This is a genomic window from Flavobacterium sp. MR2016-29, assembly GCF_015350695.1.
Classification (GTDB): domain Bacteria; phylum Bacteroidota; class Bacteroidia; order Flavobacteriales; family Flavobacteriaceae; genus Flavobacterium.
The window spans coordinates 97960-122554 of the sequence record NZ_JADKPU010000006.1 but is presented as its reverse complement, the minus strand read 5'-3'; the positions used below and the strand labels follow the sequence as shown (position 1 = coordinate 122554).

Here is a 24595-nt window from a genome sequence, read left to right as displayed (position 1 = left end):
ATTCGACATTACAATGATACATAATTTAATTTATATTTGTTAACAAAAATTAACACTTGTTTAGCAAAAAACACAATAATACAGATAAGTCAAGCGAAAGAATGAAATTATTTTAACAATTCTCCCAAATCTTACAAATATGAATGAAATCAACACTACTCTAAATGATTTTCTAGTTACTACAAAATCTAACGCCGCATTAATTTTAAATGGCAAAGGAAAATTAATCACATCATTACACTTAGATTACGGAGACAGCGTTGCTGCAATGAGCGCAGCTATTTTATCTATGAGCGAAAAATTTTTAATCGATTTAGACAAAGGAGCATTAAAGCAGCTTTTCTTAAAAACCTCTGAAGGAGTTGTCATCGGAAACAAAATCAGCGGTACAAATTTTCTAATTGCATTTTCTAAAGACGGAAGCAATCTCGGATTATTAATGCGTTCAACTGATGAAGTTGCTTCAGAATTAAGTAAAAATTCCCTATTAAAATAACATAAATCTATTAACCCAACAAACCCACTGAATTATGAGTAATGATTTTTTAAACGTGTTTTTAAATGAAATGAAAACCAACGTAAACGGCTTTATAGCTGTGGCAGTAACTGAAATCGAGTCTGGACTAAGTTTTGGAAACTTAACAATTGACCCTTCTTTTGATCCGGAACTTGCAGCAGCTTACAACCTAGAAGTTGTAAAGGCAAAACTAAGTGCCGTTAAAGCCCTAAACCTAAACCAAGAAATCGAAGATATTTTGATTACGCTTACGAATCAAATTCATATTATCGACATCTCACCAAACAAAAAATTCATGATTTATCTTGCTGCAGATGCCAGCAAAGCAAATTTAGGAATGACAAGAGCTGTTTTAAGAAAACACAAATTAGATTTAGAGAAAAATTTGGCTTAATATTTACTCTTTGTTTTAATTAGAACTGTCTTGATTATGACAGTTCTAATTAGAATATATTCTCAAAACATACTTTAAGTACTTCATTTTATTATTCCTACAAAAAACGCAATACCTTTCTTTGCTTTATTTTGATTAATTATAAACAATTTCTCTCAAAACAAAAAAAGATAAGCCAACTCAACTCCGATCAAACATTAAACAAAAAAAAAAAAAAACGCCCCTAAAAGGAGCGCTTTGTTTTATCAATTTAAAAATTGAAATATTATCGTTGCAAGTTTTTGGCTTCGATACTCATTGTAGCATGAGGAACAATTTTAAGCCTTTCTTTGCTGATTAATTTGCCAGTTACTTTGCAAATACCATACGTTTTATTTTCAACACGGAATAATGCGTTTTTTAGATCGCGAATAAACTTTTCTTGTCTGATAGCCAACTGTGAGTTCGCTTCTTTCGACATTGTTTCACTTCCTTCTTCAAATGCTTTAAAAGTTGGAGAAGTATCATCTGTTCCGTTATTTAAATCATTCATATAAGCACTTTTTATTAAATCCAGATCGGCTTGTGCTTTTTGTATTTTATTTTGAATTATTTCTTTGAACTCTGCTAGATCAGCATCAGAGTATCTTGTAATTTCATCTATCATGGTATTTATATTATTTTGAAATTAATATCACTGTTTTAATATCATCAAACTCAATTTCTGTGCCGTTTTCTAAAGCGTCTACAAAAACCAAATCGTCTGTTAATGTCTCAGACTTAATATAGTCTTCATTTTTAAGAATTGCATCTTCTAATAGACCGCTTCTTTGTATTTGAACCTTAATTTTATCGGTAACCTCAAATCCAGAATCTTTACGGATATTTTGAATTCTGTTTACCAATTCTCTCGAGATTCCCTCGTTTTTCAATTCTTCCGAAATTGTAATATCCAGCGCAACTGTAATTCCGTTTGAATTTGCAACCAGCCATCCTTCTATATCTTGCGATGTTATTTCGACGTCTTCTAATGATAAAGTTACATTATTTCCAGCAATAATAATATCTAGTGTTCCCTGCTTGTCCAACTGATTAATCTGATCAGCCGAAAATGCTTGTATTTCTTTGGAAATCAACCCCATATCTTTACCGAAACGTGGTCCCAATGCTTTAAAATTAGGTTTAATCTGCTTCACTAATATACCAGAATCATCATCCAGAAGTATGATTTCTTTAACGTTTACTTCTGCTTTTACAAGCTCAGAAATCGCTTCAATTTCAACCTTCTGATTTTCGTCAAGTACCGGAATCATTACCTTTTGCAATGGTTGACGTACTTTAATCATTTCCTTTTTACGAAGAGATAAAACCAAAGATGAGATGGTTTGCGCCTTCTGCATTTTGCTTTCTAACGTTTTATTAACAAAGTTTTCGACAAATTTTGGAAACGAAGCCAAGTGAACACTGGCAAATTCCTCAGTTTGTGTCGAACTTGTCAAATCTCGGTACAATTTATCCATGAAAAAAGGAGCGACCGGAGCGCTTAATTTGCTGATTGTTAACAAGCAAGTATAAAGCGTTTGGTAAGCTGCAATTTTATCATGAGCATATTCTCCTTTCCAGAAACGACGACGACACAAACGAACGTACCAGTTACTTAAGTTTTCCTGAACAAAATCAGAAATTGCTCTTGTAGCTTTTGTTGGCTCATAATCTTCGTAACATTCATCAACAAATTTGATTAACGAATGCAATTCAGAAATAATCCATTGATCGATTTCTGGTCTTTCGTTTAACGGAATTTCCGCTTCAGCGTATTTAAATCCATCGATATTCGCATATAACGAGAAGAAAGAATATGTATTATAAAGTGTCCCGAAGAATTTACGACGAACCTCAGCAATACCTTCAATATCAAACTTTAAGTTATCCCAAGGATTTGCATTCGAGATCATGTACCAGCGTGTGGCATCAGGACCATATTCTGCAATTGTTTCAAAAGGATCTGTCGCGTTTCCTAAACGTTTCGACATTTTTTGTCCGTTTTTATCCAAAACCAAACCATTCGAAACTACATTTTTATACGCTACTTTATCAAAAACTAAAGTTCCGATAGCATGTAAAGTATAAAACCACCCACGAGTTTGATCTACACCTTCGGCAATAAAATCCGCTGGGAAATCTTTATTCTCGTCAATTTTGTCTTTGTTTTCAAAAGGATAATGCCATTGTGCATAAGGCATTGCTCCAGAATCGAACCAAACGTCAATTAAATCGCTTTCGCGTTTCATTGGCTGGCCTGAAGCCGAAACCAATGTAATTTGATCGACTACATTTTTATGCAAATCGATTAAATCATAGTTTGACTCAGCCATGTTTCCGATTTCAAAACCTTTAAACGGATTTTCTTTTTGAAAACCGGCTTCAATAGATTTCTCAATCGCATTGTACAATTCTTCAACAGAACCAATAAGAACTTCTTCTTTTTTGTCTTCAGTTCTCCAAATTGGCAACGGAATACCCCAATATCTAGAACGAGATAAGTTCCAGTCGTTGGCATTTTTCAGCCAATTTCCAAAACGTCCTTCACCAGTAGACTTAGGTTTCCAGTTGATAGTTTCGTTCAGGTCGAACATTCTATCTTTTACATCGGTTACTTTAATGAACCAAGAGTCTAGTGGATAATATAATAACGGTTCATCAGTTCTCCAGCTGTGTGGATAACTATGTACGTATTTTTCAACTTTAAAAGCTTTATTTTCTTCTTTTAAACGAATAGCGATTTCCACATCAACAGAACGTTCTGGCGCCTGACCCGCATCGTAATATTCGTTTTTTACATATTTACCTGCTAGATCACCTACATGTGAAGTAAATTTTCCTTGTAAATCTACTAAAGGAACCGGCGTACCATTTTCGTCTAAAACCAACATTGGTGGAATTTCAGGCTTAGCTTCTTTTGAAACTTTAGCATCATCAGCACCAAAAGTTGGAGCCGTGTGTACAATTCCTGTTCCGTCTTCTGTCGTTACGAAATCTCCGGCAATTACTCTAAATGCATTTTCTGCATTTTGATATGGCAATGTGTACTGTAATAATTGCTCGTATCTTATTTCAACCAAATCAGCACCTTTAGCATCTGCCAAAATTTTGTACGGAAGTTGCTTGTCACCATTTTTTACTTTATCAAAATCAGCATCATCTTCGCTAGCAAAAAACCCTTTTCCGAATTGTTTTCCAACTAAATTCTTAGCTAAAATTACATTTACAGGTTCAAAAGTATATTGATTAAACGTTTTTACTAAGACATAATCGATTTTTGGCCCAACTGTCAAAGCTGTGTTCGATGGCAATGTCCAGGGAGTAGTCGTCCATGCTAAAATGTGAATATCTCCAAAACCTTGTAAAAAGCTTGGCAATGTTTCCGGCAATGTTTTAAACTGTGCTACAATCGTAGTATCTGTAACATCACGATAAGCTCCAGGCTGATTTACTTCGTGAGAAGATAATCCAGTTCCTGCTTTTGGAGAGTATGGCTGAATTGTGTATCCTTTGTACAACAAACCTTTATCATAGATTTGTTTTAAAAGCCACCAAACAGATTCCATGTATTTTGGCTTATAAGTCACATACGGATCTTCCATATCTACCCAATAACCCATTTTTTCGGTCAAGTCATTCCATACGTCAGTATAACGCATAACGGTTTTTTTACACGCTTCGTTATATTCTTCGATAGAAATCGTTTTACCAATATCTTCTTTTGTAATTCCAAGTTCTTTTTCGGTACCCAATTCTACAGGCAATCCGTGCGTATCCCAACCGGCTTTTCTTTTTACCTGAAAACCTTTTTGAGTTTTATATCTGCAAAAAATATCTTTAATCGCACGTGCCATCACGTGGTGAATTCCTGGTAATCCGTTTGCTGAAGGCGGACCTTCAAAAAATACGTAAGGCTCAGCACCTTCGCGAGTTGTTACACTCTTTTCAAATATATTTTCTTTCTTCCAAAAATCAAGAACTTCTGACGCTACCGTTGGCAAGTCAAGTCCTTTGTATTCAGTAAATTTTGTGCTCATTTTATCCTTTTCTTAAACGAGGTGCGAAAGTAAGGAATTTTGAGGAAAATAGATAAAAGATGACAGAAAAAAGAGCTTAGTCAGGAAATTTCAGGTATATTCCGCAAAAAAAATCGCTCATTTTATAAATCTAGGAGAAAACTTCTTTTAAAACCTCTAAAGATTTCGGTTTTTTGAATCCATCCAAATGAAAACTATAATAGTCAATCAGGATTTTTAACAGTATTTGTCTTTCCATAACATGAAATATTTTTTGATCATTATCGAATTTCAAATCAATAAGTTTTTTGAACAAATTAGTTTTATGTTCTGTCAAACAACCCAAACCATGAAAAAGGGTAAAAACACCATTATTCATTTCAAAATAAGGCAAATCGATTTCAGAAGTATCAGGATAGAAGCCTAAATATTTAGTTGCTTCTAAAAGCAAAATCAAATGAAAATTAGAAATTTCATCATGATGATCCAGCCATGTTAATGCTGTTTCTAAAAAGACAAAAAGCGATTCGTTTTTTTCTTCTTCCTGAATAGAATAATGAAGCATTTCAGATAAAAACATGACCATTGTACTTTTTACAAGATCGGTATGAATAGTTTGAAAAGGAACTGCCGTTTTTATTTCTTTAAAATTTTCTAAAGTGCCTTTATTTTTATGTACGGCTTCGATCTCAAGAATTGACAAAGGCTGAAAATAAGCAATTTTTTGACTTGCTTTTCGACTCGAAAAAGCATCACGCACAAAATAAGACTTCAAGCCGTTAGAAAGCGTAAAACATTTTACTATCAAACTTTTTTCCTGAAATTTTAATGCCGAAATTACTATTGCTTTGGTTTTGATTTGCATCGATTTACACTCTAATTCTCCATAATATTGATTAAAATTTTACCTAAAACCAAACATTTTATTCGTTCAATTTATCTCTTTTTTTATCTCATCTGCTATAATTTTAGAAGCAACTGGAGACCAATGTGTGTCATCATAAAAATAAATATCTTTTTTTCTGCTTAATTGAGCAGAGAGAATTTTCTTTGAATTTATATATACATAATTTTTTTTAAGAGCACCTAAATTATTAAAAAACAACGGTCGTGGAAATTTAGTTTTATCAGCAATATAATCATAGTAAAGATCGTATTTATCTGGTGCTGGTAAAACAATAAGCTTTATTTTTTTATCTCTCAGTTTATTCGACAAATCATTTAAAACATTATTTAATTTTTGAACTCCTGCCAAATCATTATTTTCTTCCAAACATGACAAATCTTTATAAACAAACAATAAATTACTCTCATTAATGCTAAATAAATTATTTCTGTTCAGAACAACATTATAAACATATTTATTAGACAAGTAATTTTGGCTAAAGTAATACCGAAGCATAGAAAAAGGAAATTGGATTGTTTTCTTTGAAAAAAAAGGATCTGAATTATCTAGTTTAGAAATCTTATGGTCACGAACTAAGTTATCTAATTGAGATGTCATTATTATTTTTGACGAATCTATATTATTTGCATTAGAAATAAAATTTCTCTCTACATTTTCCAATATCACATATTCAATATTTTGCTTTGCAAAAAAATCTCCATTTAACAATTCGTATAAAGTTTGAATTTGATTACCCGAAATAAATCTATCAATGTGTAAAACACTATATTTTTCTGAAAGATAATTCTTATATCCATAGTTACCCTGTTCTGAAAATGAATCTCCTATAGTAAGAATTTTTTCTTTTTTGTTTTTTATTCTTGAAATTTTATTAAAATAAATTTTACGTTTAAAGTCATCATGGAATACATTTCTATATTCTTTAAAAATGTTTGGAAAACAGCCTAAGCGTATTAAATCTGGAGATTCAGAACTACTGTAAAACAATAATGTTATCACATAAAGAAATGCGAACGGCGCTACGAAAAAGGATGTTTTAAAAATAAATTTTTTCATAAATTAAAACTGAAAATAAATAAATTGCTGTTTCTCACCACTAAATACAAAAATTGCGACTATAATAATATAATACAATGCATATCTAAGTGGCGATGTCCATTTTACACCCAATTTAGCTAATGCAAATTGTTCTTCTCTTCCCAGCCATTCTATAAGCATAAATACAAACAGCAGAATAAATAATTGTTTTTTAGAATCATCTCCGTCATATCTAGGAAAAGAAAATAATGAACTTGAAAATATTTCCGCAATGTAGCTTAAAGCATGCGTTATATTATTTGCTCTAAAAAATATCCATGCAAAAACGGTTAAACTAAATGTCAAAGCAATTTGAAAAATTTCTTTAACAGTAGGCAGATATTTACCTTGGGCTACGATATCTAAATTATTGCGATTTGTATTAAAAATAATAGACGGCATAATATACAATGCATTTAAGAAACCCCAGACAATGAAAGTCCAATTGGCTCCATGCCAAAATCCGCTTACTAAGAAAATAATAAATGTATTTCTAACTTTAATCCACATCCCTCCTTTGCTTCCACCTAACGGAATGTATAAATAATCTCTAAACCAAGTAGAAAGAGAAATATGCCATCTTCGCCAAAACTCTGCAATATCTCTAGAAAAATAAGGAAAAGCAAAATTCTTAAGTAAGTCTATACCAAAAAGGCGTGCAACTCCTATAGCAATATCTGAATAACCCGAAAAGTCTCCATAAATCTGGAATGAAAAAAACACTGCCCCGAGTAAAAGGGTACTTCCTGAATATTCAGCCGAATTATTAAAAATTGTATTAACATGTTGGGCACACTGATCAGCAATTACAATTTTTTTAAATAATCCCCATAGAATTTGCTTTAATCCATCAACAGCTTTTTCATAATCAAAAATCCTTTTTTTTTGAATTTGCGGTAAAAGATGTGTCGCTCGTTCTATAGGTCCCGCAACAAGTAAAGGAAAGAAACTAACAAATACAGAATAATCAACAATATTCTTTTCGGCTTTTATTCTTCCTTTATAAATGTCAATTACATACGACAAACCATGAAAAGTGTAAAATGAAATCCCAATAGGCAAGATCACATTTAATGTCCATGGATTTACATGCAAGCCAAAATTAGATATGGCATGAGCAAATGATTCAACAAAAAAGTTATAGTATTTAAAAAGACCTAGAAAACCAAGATTTATAGATATACTTAACCAAAACCAAAACTTTTTTGCAGTTTTGGTTTTAGATTCTGACATCTTTATTCCTGTAAAATAATCTAAAAATGTAGAGAAAATTAATAAAAATAAAAACCTCCAATCCCAGCAAGCATAAAAAAAATAACTTGATATAAGCAACAAGATATTCTGAATTTTGAGTGATTTATTTGTCGCAAACCAATAAAGAAAAAACACAATTGGCAAAAATATTGCAAAATTTATAGAATTAAAAAGCATTCTGTTGGTTATAATTTGATGTTTGAATAATTGTCGTTATTTATTTTTAAATCTCTCTACCGAATAATCATAACTTTCTTAACTTTAGTTTCTCCACCGTCTTGGGCAGAAATAAAAATTATGTAAACTCCTGAAGCTACTTTATACCTTCCAAAAGCAGTAGTATCCCATTCAATTGTGCCGCCTTCTGAAATGGTTTCGTAAACCAAATTCCCTTCAATATCTGTAATTTTAATATTGGCTTTATCAATTAATCCGGCCACTTTTACGGTTCCTGAATACGTTGGGCGAACAGGATTTGGGTAAACGTACACATTATTCAAATCTTCATTTGCATCTGTTGCAATACCGCCAAAAGAAATCATTCCTTTATTTGTGGCGATAAAAACTTCTCCTGTTGCGCTGTTAATTTTAATATCGTTTATAACATTGCTTGGCAAAGGCGAATTGCTGATCGTAAAATGATATTTTGTTTCCTGTCCATTTGGTGAAACCATAAAAACTCCTGCATCTGCAGTGCCTATCCATTTATTGTTGGCACCGTCTACTGCAATTGAAGTAATGAATTGCTCATAAAGCAATTCTTGAGCAAGATTGTCTTCTGTAATAATAATTGCATTTGCTTTTAATTGACTGTCATTCTGAAAACTTCCCACATTTGACAAAACCCGCAATCCTTTTGTTGTACCTATCCAAAGTTGATTTTTAGTATCAATCGCTATTGCTCTTACGTCAGCAATTGGCAAATTTCCAGCATCAGCTCCAAAAGTGATTTTTTTGAATGTATTTGTAGTTTCGTTAAATCCAACTACACCATCACGATTTGTAGCGATCCATTTTACGCTGTTTTTATCTACAAGAATACTCGCATAACTTGAGGCTTCTGCATCATCAATAATACTTGTCATCGAATAGCTTCCCCATTGACCATTCGATTTTAAAACTTTCAAGCCGTTTTTAATTCGGCTATTTGTTATCCAAAGATTTCCTGTTTTATCAAAGGCAGTTCCATTTATGCGTACATCAATATAATTTGGCCCTTCGGTTGTTAAAGTTTCAAGACTGCTATTTTTTTCATTATATAAAATAGTGGGAATATCGTTCTCTATTTTTAATAATCCAGAGAAAAATGAGCTTGCATAAACTTGTTTTTCATTACTTGGGTTAATAATTATTCTAGTTATTGACTTTGCATCATAAACTTCTGAATATGGGATATTTAACCAATTCTTGTTGCTAAATTTACTTATACCATAACTATCTAAGTCATAAGGATTGTAATACGTATCGTAATCTCCGTACACACTCCAAAGCGAATTAGGCGTTACATCGAGTGAAAAAATATTATTTCTTGAAGGACCTGCCGGCGTAGTATTTTCAAAAGTTGCAGTTCCAGAAAGTATTGATGAAAATAATCCTTTTTCTTTTGTTCCGATGAAAATTAAATTGCCAACAGCAGTTGCACAAGTAAAATGTATGGTATTATCTAAAACTTGAGTATTAGATATTTGACGAATCAAAACCATTTGATTGTTATATACTAAAACGGAGTTTGCAGTAGTAATAAACAAATTATGATTTTTTGCACGCAAATCAACCGAAGATTGTGGAAGCTGTAAAAACCCAGCAAATGCATTTGAATTAAATCGATGTACGTATCCAGTCGAATTGATTGCAATTAGTTCTGTATCCAAAGTTTCTACGCTTGACCAATCCCCCGAATTAATAACTGACCATTGATTAAAATCGATCAAATTTGAATTTGTGCTGTCTGCTCTTCGAATACCGCTTGAAGTTGCGGCATAAATAAATCCGTTAAAAAAAGCGGTTTGCTTAACACTGATCTCAGCTCCATTATCTCCTATAAAATAAGTGTCGCCAAATTGCGATGTCGTTAAATTAAACTGAACAATTCCAAAATCACACGAAACATACAGCAAGCCGTTATATTCCATGAAATGATTAATTTTCTTAAGGTTTGCAGCTAATTTCTTGTTGATTATATCTACTTTATTCAGCATACTTCCGTCTGCTTCGTTTATCACGATCATTAAGCCGTTTTCATAACCAACAATAGTTTTTTTGAAAGTTTCGCTGTAGTAAACCGCAGAAATAGTCTGGCCCGAAAGACCATCAATTGTAGTGGTTGTTTTTACAATGTTGTCGGCAGTATTTTTAGAAAACAAAGCATTTTCTGAGGCTGTATAAACCGCTGTTGAAGATTCTGAAATATCTTTTATTTCATTAAATGAAAAATAACCCTCCCATGACAATTTATTCTGAGAGAAACTAAATTGAAACAGCATTAAAAATAAAATATAAAGAAACCTTCTCTCCATTATTAATATATTCAGATACACAAATATAATACAAACCGGAGTATTTGATTTTTGTTCTCTTATAAATAAAAATGCCTTCGATTCATCTTAAAGACGAATGAAGGCATTTTTTTTACTGTAATTAAATTTACACTACACCTTGAGCAAGCATAGCATCGGCAACTTTTACAAATCCTGCAATGTTAGCTCCTTTTACATAGTTTACATAGCCATCTTCGCCAGCTCCATATTTTTTACATTGGTTATGAATTCCAACCATAATATCTTTTAATCTTAAATCTACTTCTTCACTTGTCCAGTTAAGACGAATAGAGTTTTGTGTCATTTCTAATCCAGATGCAGCAACTCCGCCTGCATTTGCAGCTTTCCCAGGAGCAAAAAGCACTTTATTATCTAAGAATAATTTGATGGCATCTAAAGTTGACGGCATATTTGCAGCTTCAGTTACACACAAAACACCATTATCAATAAGTTTTTTAGCATCATCGCCATTCAATTCGTTTTGAGTAGCACACGGGATAGCAATATCAACCTTTACTTCCCAAGGACTTTTTCCTTTGTGGAAAACAGCGTTTGGATATTTATTAATGTAAAGTTCTGCTCTGTTATCTCCAGTTGCTCTCATTTCGACCATATGATCAATTTTTTCTCCAGAAATTCCTTCTTCATCATAAATATAACCATCAGGACCAGAAATAGTAACTACTTTTCCTCCAAGTTCATTTATTTTTAAGGCAACTCCCCAAGCTACATTTCCAAAACCTGAAATGGCCACTCGTTTCCCTTTAATGTCATGACCAATAGTACGAAGCATTTGATCTGTAAAATATACAACGCCATAACCTGTAGCTTCTGGTCTGATTAATGAACCACCGTAAGCAAGACCTTTTCCGGTTAAAACTCCTGTAAATTCATTTCTAATTCTTTTATATTGACCGAATAAGTAACCAATTTCTCTGGCGCCAACACCAATATCTCCAGCAGGAACGTCTAAGTCTGGACCAATATGACGACATAATTCAGTCATAAATGATTGACAGAAACGCATGATTTCGCCATCAGATTTTCCTTCAGGATCAAAATCAGAACCTCCCTTTCCTCCACCCATTGGAAGTGTTGTCAAACTATTTTTAAAAACCTGTTCGAAAGCCAAGAATTTTAAAACAGATAAATTTACTGTGTGATGAAATCTAATTCCTCCTTTATATGGACCGATCGCTGAATTCATTTGAATTCTGAAACCTCTGTTAACGATTATTTCTCCTTTATCGTCAACCCACGGAACTCTAAAAATTATAGATCTTTCTGGTTCAGCTATTCTAAGAAGTAAATTTTTACCATCGTATTTTTTTCGTTCAGCGATAAATGGAATTACCGTTTCTGCAAATTCTCTAACGGCTTGAAGAAATTCTGGCTCGTTTGGATTTTTTGACTCAACAAGAGTCATAAATTCATTTATTTTTTGTTCCATTTTTAAAATAAATTATTCAAATAATAGTTTTATACTTAATCAATTAAAGTACGAAAACAGATTTAAAGAAAACGTTTTCGTTATAACACGCAAAGATAAATCAAATTGATTATGATTTGTTATTTTTTTTCGTTTTTAAAAGAGAATTGTGTAATTTCTAAACAAAAATAAAAATACAATTTTACACTTACGAATTTACACCAAATTACCCTAGTTAAAGTCAGAAAATTAAGTGTTTTGCTACTAATTTTTTAATAGAAGTATTTTATATTTTGATTAGACTATGTTTTTTATATATTTGCCAAGATTTGAAAGCCCAAATAACATGTCTAAACACCTATTTATCACACTATTTGCCTTTTTTGGCATCTCGACGATAGCCACCGCACAATCAGACCTCGCACAAGAAGTAGGAATAATATTCGGTCCCGTAACTTTTCAATCCGATTATGGACAAAGACACAATTTCGATACAAATGTTGGAAACACCGGATTTGGGGTAGGAATTGTTCACTTTATAAACTTCTCTGCAAATAATAATCGTGAAAGTTTTTTCACAGAACATTTCAAAGTTAGATCAGAATTATCATTTAATACAACCAAACTGAACCATTTTGGAGAATGGGTTGAAAAAAAACCTCCAACTTTAGCTGTAGAACAGCTTAAAGCAATGCATGGTACTTCAAGTGTATTAAGTATTGGATCACAATTAGAATTTTCGCCAATAAAAATACATGATTTTGAGAATAGCGTTGGAAGCATTAGCCCGTACGCCAGCTTAGGTTTTTTAATTAGTTATTATTCTACCAAAGTAAGCTCAGATCTTGGCCCTTTAGGAATTCCTGAAACTACTTATAGTAAATATTTAACTCCTTCAGACGGTCATCAATATGGTTTTTCTAGCGAAAATGGTGTAGTTTTAGCTGCAACAGCTGGTTTAGGCATACATTATAAACTAACAACAATGAGCGACTTAATGGTTGAAGGCCGTTTTCAGATGTTCAGTTCAGACTGGGTTGACGGGTTAAATCCGAATAAAGATATTTACAAAGAAAACAAAAACAACGACTGGCAAGTTTGGTTTAATGTTGGATACATTTACTACTTAGAATTCTAATTCTAAAGAAATCCCAAAATAAAAAAAATCCCAAATTCCAATATTAATTATTTTGGAATTTGGGATTTTTTATTTCTAAAAATTTATTTTAAGCCAAAGCCTGTTCTATATCAGCAATTAAATCTTCTGCATCTTCAATACCAACACTTAGCCGAACTAAATCATCAGTAATTCCAACCTCAGCTCTTTTATCTGCCGGAATAGAAGCGTGTGTCATCAAAGCTGGATGATTTGCTAATGATTCAACTCCACCTAAAGATTCTGCTAAAGTAAATACTTTCAATTTCTCTAAAAATGCAATAGAATCTTCTTTTTTACCCGATTTAAAAGTAAAAGAAACCATGCCGCCATAAGCTTTCATTTGTTTTTTAGCAATTTCATGAAACGGATGATTTTCTAATCCAGGATAATAAACGGTATTAATTTTTGGATGTTTCGTTAAATATTCAACTACTTTTTCTCCGTTTTCGCAGTGTCTTTGAACTCTTAAAGAAAGCGTTTTAATTCCTCTCAAAACCAAAAAACTATCCATTGGGCCTAATGTTGCACCAGTTGCAAATTGCTGAAAATGCAATTGTTCGCCTAAAGCTTCGTCTTTTACAATTAATGCTCCAGCAATAACATCAGAGTGTCCGCCTAAATATTTTGTTGCTGAGTGCATTACAATATCAGCACCTAAATCTAAAGGTTTTTGCAAATATGGAGTTGCAAAAGTATTATCGACAGCAAATAAAATTTTGTTGGCTTTTGTAATTTTAGCTACTTCTTGAATATCAGCTAATTTCATTAATGGGTTAGTTGGTGTTTCGACCCATACCAATTTTGTATTTTCATTGATTAAAGATTTCAATTTTTCGATATCCGTCATATCTACGAAATGAAATTTAATTCCTGAATCTTTATAAATTCGCGTAAACATTCTATAAGTCCCTCCGTATAAATCATCCATAGCAATGATTTCGTCACCAGCTTTAAACGACCTTAAAATACAGTCAGTCGCAGCTAAACCAGATGAAAAAGCCAATCCGCGTGTACCATTTTCAATACTTGCCAAAGCATTTTCTAAGGCCGTACGAGTTGGATTTGATGCTCGGCTGTATTCATAATCTGCCAAAGGTTTTCCCGGACTTGTTTGTATAAATGTTGAAGTTTGATACACCGGAGGCATAACAGCACCAGTACTTGGATCATGATGCTGACCACCATGTATTACTTTAGTATTGAATTTCATATAGTTACAAATTTTAAATGCTTAATTCTTGCACAAATTTACCGTTAATTTATTTTAATCCTGAATCAACTTCTTACCTTTGTATATAATTAACACTTTTTGATATGAAACATTATACATTTTTAGTCTTTCTGTGTTTGATTTTTACGAGTTGCAATAAAGAGCTTTCCTTTGAAAATGAAACGTTTGAAGAAAAATCTAAAATTCCATGTAAAAGCGATTGCCCAAAAATTACTATTGAAATCCCAATTGCAAAAAACATTAAAATTCCGGCAGACTCGATTAATAAAAAGGTTTTTTCTGTAGTAAAAGAAATAGTTTATTTTGGAGAAGATCCAGCAAAAACTAACGATTATAAATCTTTAGCAAAATCTTTTATTGCTTCTTACGAAGACATGCATACCAAATTCCCAAGCGAAACTTTTGGCTGGGAAGGAAAGATTATTGGAAATGTTGAATTTGAATCAGATCAAATTGTAAACATCAAAATTGATCATTATACTTTTACCGGAGGCGCACACGGATATCAAGGTTTCCGATCGTTATTATTTAATCCAAAAACAGGAAAAACCATTTTTAACGATCAATTGTTTAAAAACGAAAAAGATTTTAAGGCTTTCGCCGAAAAAAAATTCAGAACAAAATATAAAATCCCAGCAAGTGCTAACATTAATGCCACGGGTTTGATGTTCGAAAATGATAAATTTCAGTTGCCACAGAATATTTTTTACACTTCTGAAGGCTTGCTTCTTTATTATAATTCATATGAAGCGGCTTCTTATGCTGACGGTCCAAAAGAAATTTTATTTCCTTACAATGAAATAAATAAATATTTGAATTTTCAATAAAAATCAGAATCTTAGCTTCTTAGCTTCTTAGACCTTTCTTACTGAACATCATACTTCATTTTTCTTAAAATTCTAAGTGCTTCTTTAAACGATAAATAAATTTGCCCATAAGGTTTTAAAAGTAATTTAGCATCGATGAGTTTTTGTTTGGCATCTTCAAAACCATTCAAATAGCAAATCATAAAAGTCGATGGAAGGTTTTCTAAATCTTTTAATTCACGCTCAGATAAAACAATTCCTTTTTGCAGTTTTTGAAGCAAAGCCATATTCGAATTGTAAATATGATAGAGCATTTTTCGGTTGAATTCTGGAGGCAGAAAAAGCATTTCACGGTCAATTTTATAATAACCGTTATCAAAAAAGTGAATCGTTTGTTTTTCTAAAGGATAATAACTTGTTTTATCGTTCAAGCCAAGCGGAACATATTCGGTTATTGTAAAACTATCGTCATCAAAAACAATCGTTACCACATCTTGCGCCGAATAGAAAAGTTTAATTTGTTCATTGATAAGCTCAATATCTACGCGGGAAAGAAAGGTTTTATCACGCGATTTTTTAGGAACTCCAGCCCAGCAAATCACAAATAATTCTTTAAAAACATGATATTTTGGCGACATGTCTTTGTGGCGAAAATTCATAAAATCGATTACGCCGTCTAGTGTATATTGAATACTGTTTCGAGAACTGTTTTCGATTCCAATTACCGTTTCAGTATTTTGGAAATTTTTCTCTATTTCGCCTTCAACCGGAATCGAATTACTCCCTCGTCTTACAAAAACGCTGTTGGCGAGAATGGTATGAATTCCTTTTTTGAAATACGAGATTTTACTTTTAGGTTTAATGGTAACCAGCCCAATTACTTTATCTTTTGGAAGATTTGGAAATGGTACATTCTCGTATTGAATTTTAGGTGGATTTTCTAAGAAAGCATTCACCAGATTCTGAATTCGGCTGTCATCAAAAAAATCATCGCCTACAATTTCATTATCTTGATCTTCAACCCCAACAACAATATAAGAATTATTGGTTGGATTTGAATTTGACAACGCGCAAATATGCTTCAGAAACTTTCCTTTTCCCTCGCGCGAGTGCAGATTCAACTGCCTTTTTTTGTCATAAAAACTGCTCTCATCATTATGAGCGAGCAAATTTTTTATTAAAAGGCGTTTGTTGATCATTATTTTAGACTTCTTAGATTTTTAGATTTTAGACTTCTTAGACTTTAGACCTCAGATATTAGACTTCTTAGATATTGATTTTCATCTGCAGTCTAAGTTAGTCTAAATATCTAAGACATCTAAATTAATCTCTTTTAACAATGGTTGCCGATGCCTGCGCTGTTGGATAGACTATTAGATCTGCGATATTTACATGATATTTTCTTGAAACTACAAAATGAATTATATCTGCAATATCTTCAGCCTGCAATGCATCTAAACCTTTATATACATTCGAAGCTCTATCGGCATCGCCTTTAAAACGAACTTCACTAAACTCGGTTTCGACCATTCCTGGATGAATTGCTCCAACTCGAATTCCGTACGGATTCAAATCCATTCGCATTCCGTTGTTGATTGCATCTACTGCGTGTTTTGAAGCGCAGTAAACATTTCCATTCGGATACACTTCTTTTCCAGCTATCGAACCAATATTGATAATATGTCCCGACTTTCTTTCAATCATTTGCGGCATAATTGCTTTTGAAACATATAAAAGTCCTTTTACATTAATATCAATCATAGCATCCCAATCATCTGTGTTTCCAGTCTGAATCGGATCTAAACCATGCGCGTTTCCTGCATTATTAATTAAAACATCAATAGTTGAAAATGCTGCTGGCAAAGAATTAATAGTTGAAAAAACAGCTTCTTTGTCACGAACATCAAAAGAAAGAGAATATACTTCTGTAAAAGCAGAAAGTTCTTTTTCCAACGCCTCTAAACGATCTTTACGTCTTCCGCAAAGGATAACTTTATAGTCGTTTTTTGCCATTATTTGTGCGGTTGCTTTTCCAATTCCGCTTGTAGCTCCAGTAATTAAAACTGTTTTTTTCATTGTAATATTTTGTGTTTTTTGCCACAGATTAAAATGATTGATTCTTTATCTGTAATCTGAAAAATCTTCAAAAGTAATTTTTCACGCAGATCCTGCAGATTTTTAATCGGTGAAAATCATTTTAACCTGTGGCTAATTTTTTTTATGATAAGTTCTGCTGAATACTAAAAACTGCGACTAAACGCTAAAATTAAGCCACATCGTCGCCCATACTTTCAGTCCAGATGGCAAACCAGTCTTCTTTATCCATTTCTAATTCAACAGCTTTCATCAAAGATTGAATTCTGGCAACATTTACAGTTCCTGCAATCGGAATTACTTTTGCTGGATGTTTTAAAATCCACGAAAGCAATAATGTATCAGAACCAAAACCATATTTTTTAACCAAATCTGAAAGCAATTTTTTCAAACGGCGTGTTTGTTTGGTATCTTCTCTAAAAACCGTTCCAAGCGGATTCCATGATAAAGGGCGGATTCCGTGCGTTTGCATATAATCTAAACTTCCGTCAACCATTGCTTCATAATGTGTTGCGGAAAATTGTACCTGATTAAAACTAACTTCGGTTTTCTGGCGAATCAATTCGGTTTGTGAATTTGTAAAATTCGAAAGACCAAAATCGATAATTTTCCCTTCTGATTTTAATTTTTCGACCGCTTCCGCAATTTCATCAGCCTGCATCAGCGGACTTGGTCTGTGCAATAAAAACACATCAACATAATCTGTTTTTAAATTTTTAAGAGATTCTTCAACAGACCAAATAATATAATCTTTAGAATAATCGTAATATTTGATTTTATTCTGTGGACGTTTTTCAGCAATCATCTGAATACCGCACTTGGTAATTAATTGTAATTTTTCGCGCGAAATTTTGCTGTTTTCAAATGCTTTTCCGAAATCTGCTTCTGTAGTATATGATCCGTAAATGTCTGCGTGATCAAAAGTGGTAATTTTGTTTTCGATACAAATTTGTATCATATTTTCCATTTCTTTTGGCGTCAAGTTTTTGTCCCAAACACCCCAATTCATAGTACCCGAAATTATGGGCGATAATGTTGTTTTACTCATGGTTACATTGCGTTATTTTTGGTAATAAATATGCTTTTGTAAAGCATAATCACCAAAGTTCTTAAAAATATAAAAATAGATTCACAATTAGTCCTTAAAATTAGGTCATTGGTCGAAGTTTTAACCATTCTTTAACATTGTACTTCTCAAAAAATATTCAATTTGCACTCTCAAAAGTAAGGCATAAAAATCAAGGTTTTAAAAAGGTTTTAAAAATATTTATATGGAAGAAAATACAACGACTTTAGACATTAGAGCGATAAATGAAAAAATTGAGAGAGAAAGTGCTTTTATAGACCTTCTTACAATGGAAATGAACAAAGTTATTGTGGGCCAGAAACATATGGTCGAGCGTTTATTAATCGGGCTTTTGGGACAAGGACATATTTTATTAGAAGGTGTTCCTGGTTTGGCCAAAACTTTAGCGATAAATACTTTGTCGCAAGCGGTACAAGGATCTTTCAGCCGTATTCAGTTTACTCCTGACTTATTACCTGCCGATGTTGTCGGAACGATGATTTACAACATTAAAGCAAACGAGTTCTCTATTAAAAAAGGACCAATTTTTGCTAATTTCGTACTTGCCGATGAGATTAACCGTGCGCCAGCAAAAGTTCAGTCTGCACTTTTAGAGGCGATGCAGGAAAAACAAGTTACTATTGGCGACACAACTTTCAAACTTGATCGTCCGTTTTTAGTTCTTGCAACTCAAAACCCTGTTGAGCAAGAAGGAACGTACCAGCTTCCTGAAGCACAAGTTGACCGTTTTATGCTTAAAACCGTAATTGACTATCCAAAAATCGATGAAGAGCGTTTTGTAATTCGCCAGAACTTAAAAGGAAGTTATGAAAAAGTAAATCCTGTAGTTTCTGTTGAACAAATTTTGCGTGCGCAGGAAGCTGTTCGTGAAGTTTACATGGACGAAAAAATCGAAAAATACATCTTAGATATCATCTTCGCTACTCGTTATCCAGAGAAGTACAAATTAGCCGACCTAAAACCTCTTATCAGTTTTGGAGCATCTCCGCGTGGAAGTATCAATTTAGCTAATGCAGCTAAATGTTACGCTTTCATTAAACGTCGCGGATATGTAATTCCAGAAGATGTTCGCGCAGTTGTACATGATGTTTTACGTCACAGAGTGGGAATAACATATGAAGCTGAAGCTGAAAACATTACTTCTGTAGACATTATCAACAAAATCGTAAACGAGATTGAAGTACCTTAAAAATTTGTTTCAAGTTTCAGGTTTCAGGTTGCTGTAAAGCACACTTGAAAGCTTTAAACTTTAAACTTTAAACAAATAAAATGGATACAAAAGAGCTTTTAAAAAAAGTACGGAAAATAGAAATCAAAACCAAAAGACTGAGCAATCATATCTTTTCGGGAGAATACCACTCTTCATTTAAAGGACGCGGAATGACTTTTAGCGAGGTCCGTCAATACCAATATGGCGATGATATTCGTAACATCGATTGGAATGTAACCGCACGCTACAACGAAGCCCACGTAAAAGTTTTTGAAGAAGAACGCGAATTAACAATGATGTTAATGGTCGATATTTCAGGTTCTGAGGGTTTTGGTTCAAAAAGTCAGTTTAAAAAAGACATCGTCACCGAAATTGCGGCAACGATGGCTTTCTCGGCTACACAAAACAATGACAAAATTGGTTTAATATTATTTTCTGATAATGTCGAATTGTATATTCCACCAAAAAAAGGCCGTTCGCATGTTTTAAGAATTATTCGTGAATTAATCGAATTTGAACCAAAAAGCAATAAAACGGATATTTCTCAAGCCTTGAAGTTTTTATCAGGAACACAAAAAAAGAAAGCAATCGTTTTTGTGATTTCAGATTTTATGTCTGAAAATTACGAGCGGACATTGAAAATTGCTTCTAAAAAACATGATATTACAGGTGTTCGCGTATATGATGTACGTGAAGAAAAAATCCCAAATCTAGGAATGGTAACCATGCTCGATGCTGAAACAGGGAAAATTCAATTGGTTGATACCGGATCAAAAACGGTACGAATGAATTACGAAAAACATTATCACGACAGGGTAAATTATTTCAAAGATATTTTCAGTAAATCTGGTGCCGGTGTTGTAAACACAAGAGTTGATGAAAATTATGTCACCAAATTACTGGGTTATTTTAAATCACGATAAATATAATTTTAGATTGCAGATTTTAGATTTAGATTTTTTCAAATTTAATAATTTATGATTTCTGCATTGCACAAATAAAAAATCCGCTTAAATCCGTGTTATCCGCGTACCATCTTTAAGCATTCGTTTTAGACTAAAATCTAAATCAAAAATCAAATGAAATTAAAATTTTACATATTTTTATTTTTACTAAGTTCCGCTGTTTTTGCACAACAAAAGCAAGTGGAAACCAGTATTGATACCACTAAAAATAAAATTGGAGCCGAGTTTAAGCTAACGCTAAAAACAGTGGTAAGTTCTAAATCGAAAGTTGTTTTTCCTAAACTAAAAACTATTGGCCCTTTAGAAGTAATTCAATCTTATCCGATTGATACCGTTAAAAAAGACGGAAATTATGAACTGATTAAAAAATATGGATTAACACAATTTGATTCTGGAAGATATACAATTCCAAGCATCAAAATTTTAATTGATAAAAAACCTTATTTATCTGATTCTATTCGTGTTGAAGTTGCTAATGTAAAAGTAGACACGATGCAGCAAAAAATGTATGACATCAAAGATATTTCTACTGTTGAAAGTGGGATTGGAGATTGGTGGAAATATGTCTTGGCTATTGTTATTATATTAGGAATTGGCGCATTTGTATATTGGTTCGTTAAAAAACGTCAACATAAAAAAATTGAAGAGGAAGTTTATAAAACACCAATCGAAAAAGCGACAAGTTTACTAAATAATCTGGAGCAAAAAGAACTTGTTCAAAAAGGTGAAATTAAAGAATATTATAGCGAACTGACAGATATTGCACGTAATTACATTGAAGAAGCTATTCATATTCCAGCAATGGAAAGCACTACTTCTGAATTAATTCTGGCAATAAGAACGGCTTCGACTAAAAAGAAAATGACTTTGACACCTGAAACTGTAGAGAATTTAGAGCGTGTTTTACGTCAGGCCGATTTAGTAAAATTTGCAAAATCTAAACCGCTGGATTTTGAAATTACTGAAGATCGAAATAAAATTCAAAGAGTAATTCTAACACTTGACAATGCAATTCCAACCGAAGTGTCGGCGGATGAAGAAGATCAACTGTTGAATGAAGCTCAGAAACAAAAACAGATTCAGCTTCAATTACGAAAAAAACGCAATAAACGCATTGCTATTGCAGTGGGAACAGTTGTCTTTTTATTGGCAGCAACAACTACCTTTTTTATTGTCACTAAAGGTTTTAATTACGTAAAAGATAATATTATTGGCCATCCGTCTAAAGAATTGTTAGAAGGCGAATGGGTAAAAAGTGAATACGGAAATCCTGGTATTTTAATTGAAACTCCAAAAGTTTTAAAACGAATGGATACTCAAAAAGTACTGCCTAAAGAAGCCATGGCTTTGATCAAAGAAATGCAGCTTTTCGGGTACGGAAGTATGATTGATAATTTCTATATCGCGGTTTCGACCAGTAAATTTAAAAATCCTACAGATATTGATTTAGCAAAAGCTTTAGAAGGTTATCTAAAAGTAATTGAAGCTCAAGGCGGACAAAATATCATTATAAAACAAGAAGATTATCAAACGAATCAAGGTATTCAAGGATTAAAAGGATATGGAACCATGAGCATATTAAATCCTACTACTAAAACGAGCACAAAAGCATACTATGAAATACTGCTCTTTAAACAAGAACAAGGATTACAGCAAATCGTGATTTTACATGAAGAAGGAGACACTTATGCAAATGACATTACAACACGAATTTTAAATTCTGTTGAACTTAAAAAAGCGAACAACTAATGGGAAAGATAACTTTTTTAAATCCAGAGTTTTTTTGGCTGTTTCTTTTAATTCCAGTTGCAATTGCTTGGTTCTTTTGGAAACGCAACCAACAATCGGCTACTTTAAAAATGAGTTCGACAGCAGGTTTTAAAAACAGCGAATCGCTTTTAACAAAATTAAAACCTTGCTTGTATATTTTTAGAATTCTTGCTTTATGTTCCTTGATTATTGCTTTGGCAAGACCAAGAACAGTAGACATCAGCAATCAAACTAAAACTACTAAAGGAATTGATATTGTAATGGCAATAGACGTTTCAGGAAGTATGCTGGCAAAAGATTTAAAGCCAAACCGTATGGAAGCTTTAAAAAGAGTTGCTGGAGATTTCGTAACTGAACGACCTAATGACCGAATTGGATTGGTTTTATATGCATCTGAAGCCTATACAAAAACTCCGGTTACAAGTGACAAGGCTATTATTTTAGAAGCTATAAAGGGAATTAAATATGATACTGCCTTGCAGGACGGAACTGGAATTGGAATGGGTTTGGCAACTGCTGTAAACCGTTTGAAAGACAGTAAGGCAAAAAGCAGAATTATTATTTTACTTACTGATGGTGTAAATAATGCTGGATTTATCGAACCAGAAACTGCTGCTGATATTGCGAAACAATACGGGATAAAAGTGTACACAATTGGACTTGGAAGCAACGGAATGGCAGAATCTCCATATGCATATGCACCAAATGGCGGATTTTTATTTAAAATGCAAAAAGTTGAAATCGACGAGCAATTAATGAAAAGCATTGCCCGCAAAACAGATGGAACTTATTTTAGAGCGACGAGCAACGATAAATTAGCTGAAATATATAACTCGATCAATAAATTAGAAACAACTGAAATTCAAGAATTGAAGTTCTACGATTATGACGAAAAATACAGAACATTTGCCTTAATTGCTGTCTTTTTGCTATTGTTGGAAGTTGGTTTACGAAACACGGTTTATAGAAGCTTTATTTAATATTTTAGTCGCAGTCTCGGTTTTCAGCTAACAGCTGAAAACTGCGGCAGGAAACTGAAAACTAGAATTAAAAAATGGAATTAGACGAAAAAAAATATTTATACCTTTTATTCTTACTGCCAATTGTGGTGTGTATTTTTCTTTTCAATATGTATTGGAAAAGGAAAAAACAACGCGAATTTGGCGATTTAGAAATGGTTAAAAAACTGAGTCCAGAAAGATCTGTTTTTAAACCTGTGCTGAAACTATCAGTATTGCTTTTAGCGCTTGCCTGCTTAATTATAGGGTTAGTCAATCCAAAAATCGGGACTAAAATGGAAACTGTAAAGCGTGAAGGTATTGACATTGTTTTTGCAGTCGACGTTTCTAAAAGTATGCTGGCCGAAGATGTGGCACCAAGCCGTTTAGAAAAAAGCAAGCAACTGGTTTCGCAAATCATTAATAATTTAGGAAGTGACAGAATTGGTATCGTGGCCTACGCAGGAAGTGCCTTTCCGGTTTTGCCAATTACTACAGATTATAGTGTTGCTAAAATGTTTTTACAAAGTATGAGTCCAGATATGGTTTCTTCTCAAGGAACTTCGCTGGATGAAGCAATTAAATTATCATCGACTTATTTCGATGAAAAGAGCAAAACAAGCAAATTGCTGATTTTGATTTCGGATGGAGAAGATCATTCTGAAGGAGCTTCTGCTGCAGCGGAAGAAGCCAATAAATTGGGAATGAAAATTATAACAATTGGTATTGGAACTGAAAAAGGAGGAACTATACCGCTAAAAGTAAACGGGAGAGTCGAAAGTTTTCAGAGAGATAACAATAATGAAGTTGTAATTACAAAGCTAAATCAAGAAGGTTTAAAAACGATTGCAAAAGCTACAAAAGGCGGTTACGTTTATGGTGGAAGTACAAAAGAGGTTTTAGAATATGTAAAAAATGCTTTGAATAATATTCAAAAAACCGAATTTGAAGCAACACAAATGGCAGAATTTCAATCACAGTTTCAGTGGTTTATTGGTTTTGCTTTTCTATTATTATTCTTAGATATTTTCCTTTTGGAAAGAAAAACAAATTGGATAAAAGAGTTGAATTTATTTAACGAAAAGAAATAATTGATCCGTTTAAATTCGGAACAAAAAACATA

At 32.9% G+C, this 24595-nt stretch carries 20 protein-coding genes; 9 read left to right on the top strand and 11 right to left on the bottom strand.

Annotated elements, in window-relative coordinates:
• Positions 1–139 precede the first annotated feature (139 nt).
• Complete coding sequence (locus IR010_RS14190; protein ID WP_194570279.1) at positions 140–496, top strand: roadblock/LC7 domain-containing protein; 357 nt, start codon at positions 140–142, stop codon at positions 494–496.
• Between the two features lie 34 nt (positions 497–530).
• Positions 531–911 (top strand): hypothetical protein, encoded by a 381-nt coding sequence (locus IR010_RS14185; protein WP_029270843.1) that lies wholly within the window; start codon positions 531–533, stop codon positions 909–911.
• Between the two features lie 265 nt (positions 912–1176).
• Here the strand turns inward: IR010_RS14185 and IR010_RS14180 are convergent, their stop codons facing one another.
• The 7 genes from IR010_RS14180 to gdhA all read right to left on the bottom strand — a co-directional run bounded on the left by IR010_RS14180 (position 1177) and on the right by gdhA (position 12173).
• Positions 1177–1557: a TraR/DksA family transcriptional regulator gene (locus tag IR010_RS14180; protein WP_026983623.1), complete on the bottom strand. Its 381-nt coding sequence runs from the start codon at positions 1555–1557 to the stop codon at positions 1177–1179.
• 10 nt (positions 1558–1567) lie between these two features.
• Positions 1568–4969, bottom strand: a complete 3402-nt coding sequence (ileS, locus tag IR010_RS14175) for an isoleucine--tRNA ligase (RefSeq protein WP_194604739.1) — start codon at positions 4967–4969, stop codon at positions 1568–1570.
• A 130-nt stretch (positions 4970–5099) separates the two neighbouring features.
• The gene (gene recO / locus IR010_RS14170) at positions 5100–5813 is read right to left on the bottom strand and encodes a DNA repair protein RecO (RefSeq protein ID WP_194604736.1); all 714 of its coding nucleotides are present in this window, start codon (positions 5811–5813) and stop codon (positions 5100–5102) included.
• A gap of 66 nt (positions 5814–5879) precedes the next feature.
• Positions 5880–6911: an alginate O-acetyltransferase AlgX-related protein gene (locus tag IR010_RS14165; protein WP_194604733.1), complete on the bottom strand. Its 1032-nt coding sequence runs from the start codon at positions 6909–6911 to the stop codon at positions 5880–5882.
• 3 nt (positions 6912–6914) lie between these two features.
• On the bottom strand, positions 6915–8363 hold the full coding sequence (locus IR010_RS14160) for an MBOAT family O-acyltransferase (RefSeq protein WP_194604730.1): 1449 nt from the start codon (positions 8361–8363) through the stop codon (positions 6915–6917).
• A gap of 56 nt (positions 8364–8419) precedes the next feature.
• A complete protein-coding gene (locus IR010_RS14155; RefSeq protein ID WP_194604727.1) occupies positions 8420–10702 on the bottom strand; it encodes a T9SS type A sorting domain-containing protein in 2283 nt (760 codons plus the stop codon).
• A 127-nt stretch (positions 10703–10829) separates the two neighbouring features.
• Positions 10830–12173 (bottom strand): NADP-specific glutamate dehydrogenase, encoded by a 1344-nt coding sequence (gene gdhA, locus IR010_RS14150; RefSeq protein ID WP_029270852.1) that lies wholly within the window; start codon positions 12171–12173, stop codon positions 10830–10832.
• Between the two features lie 325 nt (positions 12174–12498).
• Between gdhA and IR010_RS14145 the strand changes: the two genes are divergently transcribed.
• Positions 12499–13290 carry a THC0290_0291 family protein gene (locus IR010_RS14145; protein ID WP_194604724.1) on the top strand — a complete coding sequence of 264 codons (792 nt, stop codon included), beginning with the start codon at positions 12499–12501 and terminating at the stop codon, positions 13288–13290.
• Between the two features lie 88 nt (positions 13291–13378).
• On the opposite strand, the gene IR010_RS14140 is transcribed toward IR010_RS14145, so the two are convergent.
• Positions 13379–14521, bottom strand: coding sequence for a cystathionine gamma-synthase (locus IR010_RS14140; protein ID WP_194604721.1), 1143 nt, complete (start codon positions 14519–14521; stop codon positions 13379–13381).
• A gap of 104 nt (positions 14522–14625) precedes the next feature.
• Here IR010_RS14140 and IR010_RS14135 point away from each other — a divergent pair, with 104 nt between their 5' ends.
• Positions 14626–15369, top strand: coding sequence for a DUF3298 and DUF4163 domain-containing protein (locus IR010_RS14135; RefSeq protein WP_194604719.1), 744 nt, complete (start codon positions 14626–14628; stop codon positions 15367–15369).
• A gap of 38 nt (positions 15370–15407) precedes the next feature.
• Here IR010_RS14135 and IR010_RS14130 read toward each other — a convergent pair whose 3' ends face one another.
• From IR010_RS14130 to IR010_RS14120, 3 genes are all read right to left on the bottom strand, one after another.
• Complete coding sequence (locus IR010_RS14130) at positions 15408–16547, bottom strand: ATP-binding protein (protein WP_029270858.1); 1140 nt, start codon at positions 16545–16547, stop codon at positions 15408–15410.
• 124 nt (positions 16548–16671) lie between these two features.
• On the bottom strand, positions 16672–17424 hold the full coding sequence (locus IR010_RS14125) for an SDR family NAD(P)-dependent oxidoreductase (protein WP_029270860.1): 753 nt from the start codon (positions 17422–17424) through the stop codon (positions 16672–16674).
• A gap of 190 nt (positions 17425–17614) precedes the next feature.
• Positions 17615–18490, bottom strand: a complete 876-nt coding sequence (locus tag IR010_RS14120) for an aldo/keto reductase family oxidoreductase (RefSeq protein ID WP_194604716.1) — start codon at positions 18488–18490, stop codon at positions 17615–17617.
• Positions 18491–18713: 223 nt separating this feature from the next.
• Here IR010_RS14120 and IR010_RS14115 point away from each other — a divergent pair, with 223 nt between their 5' ends.
• The 5 genes from IR010_RS14115 to IR010_RS14095 all read left to right on the top strand — a co-directional run bounded on the left by IR010_RS14115 (position 18714) and on the right by IR010_RS14095 (position 24563).
• Positions 18714–19718, top strand: a complete 1005-nt coding sequence (locus tag IR010_RS14115; RefSeq protein WP_007807095.1) for an AAA family ATPase — start codon at positions 18714–18716, stop codon at positions 19716–19718.
• A gap of 80 nt (positions 19719–19798) precedes the next feature.
• On the top strand, positions 19799–20662 hold the full coding sequence (locus IR010_RS14110) for a DUF58 domain-containing protein (RefSeq protein ID WP_194604713.1): 864 nt from the start codon (positions 19799–19801) through the stop codon (positions 20660–20662).
• Positions 20663–20818: 156 nt separating this feature from the next.
• Positions 20819–22453, top strand: coding sequence for a hypothetical protein (locus IR010_RS14105; protein ID WP_194604709.1), 1635 nt, complete (start codon positions 20819–20821; stop codon positions 22451–22453).
• On the top strand, positions 22453–23454 hold the full coding sequence (locus tag IR010_RS14100; RefSeq protein WP_029270869.1) for a vWA domain-containing protein: 1002 nt from the start codon (positions 22453–22455) through the stop codon (positions 23452–23454). Before IR010_RS14105 ends, IR010_RS14100 begins: the two co-directional genes overlap by 1 nt.
• A 74-nt stretch (positions 23455–23528) precedes the next feature.
• Entirely contained in the window at positions 23529–24563 is a 1035-nt protein-coding gene (locus tag IR010_RS14095) for a VWA domain-containing protein (protein ID WP_029270871.1), read from the top strand.
• The last annotated feature ends 32 nt before the right edge of the window (positions 24564–24595 follow it).

Coding starts and splice junctions, on each gene's coding strand:
- IR010_RS14190 (WP_194570279.1), top strand. CDS start 140: ATGAATGAAATCAACACTACTCTAAATGATTTTCTAGTTACTACAAAA.
- IR010_RS14185 (WP_029270843.1), top strand. CDS start 531: ATGAGTAATGATTTTTTAAACGTGTTTTTAAATGAAATGAAAACCAAC.
- IR010_RS14180 (WP_026983623.1), bottom strand. CDS start 1,557: ATGATAGATGAAATTACAAGATACTCTGATGCTGATCTAGCAGAGTTC.
- ileS (WP_194604739.1), bottom strand. CDS start 4,969: ATGAGCACAAAATTTACTGAATACAAAGGACTTGACTTGCCAACGGTA.
- recO (WP_194604736.1), bottom strand. CDS start 5,813: ATGCAAATCAAAACCAAAGCAATAGTAATTTCGGCATTAAAATTTCAG.
- IR010_RS14165 (WP_194604733.1), bottom strand. CDS start 6,911: ATGAAAAAATTTATTTTTAAAACATCCTTTTTCGTAGCGCCGTTCGCA.
- IR010_RS14160 (WP_194604730.1), bottom strand. CDS start 8,363: ATGCTTTTTAATTCTATAAATTTTGCAATATTTTTGCCAATTGTGTTT.
- IR010_RS14155 (WP_194604727.1), bottom strand. CDS start 10,702: ATGGAGAGAAGGTTTCTTTATATTTTATTTTTAATGCTGTTTCAATTT.
- gdhA (WP_029270852.1), bottom strand. CDS start 12,173: ATGGAACAAAAAATAAATGAATTTATGACTCTTGTTGAGTCAAAAAAT.
- IR010_RS14145 (WP_194604724.1), top strand. CDS start 12,499: ATGTCTAAACACCTATTTATCACACTATTTGCCTTTTTTGGCATCTCG.
- IR010_RS14140 (WP_194604721.1), bottom strand. CDS start 14,521: ATGAAATTCAATACTAAAGTAATACATGGTGGTCAGCATCATGATCCA.
- IR010_RS14135 (WP_194604719.1), top strand. CDS start 14,626: ATGAAACATTATACATTTTTAGTCTTTCTGTGTTTGATTTTTACGAGT.
- IR010_RS14130 (WP_029270858.1), bottom strand. CDS start 16,547: ATGATCAACAAACGCCTTTTAATAAAAAATTTGCTCGCTCATAATGAT.
- IR010_RS14125 (WP_029270860.1), bottom strand. CDS start 17,424: ATGAAAAAAACAGTTTTAATTACTGGAGCTACAAGCGGAATTGGAAAA.
- IR010_RS14120 (WP_194604716.1), bottom strand. CDS start 18,490: ATGAGTAAAACAACATTATCGCCCATAATTTCGGGTACTATGAATTGG.
- IR010_RS14115 (WP_007807095.1), top strand. CDS start 18,714: ATGGAAGAAAATACAACGACTTTAGACATTAGAGCGATAAATGAAAAA.
- IR010_RS14110 (WP_194604713.1), top strand. CDS start 19,799: ATGGATACAAAAGAGCTTTTAAAAAAAGTACGGAAAATAGAAATCAAA.
- IR010_RS14105 (WP_194604709.1), top strand. CDS start 20,819: ATGAAATTAAAATTTTACATATTTTTATTTTTACTAAGTTCCGCTGTT.
- IR010_RS14100 (WP_029270869.1), top strand. CDS start 22,453: ATGGGAAAGATAACTTTTTTAAATCCAGAGTTTTTTTGGCTGTTTCTT.
- IR010_RS14095 (WP_029270871.1), top strand. CDS start 23,529: ATGGAATTAGACGAAAAAAAATATTTATACCTTTTATTCTTACTGCCA.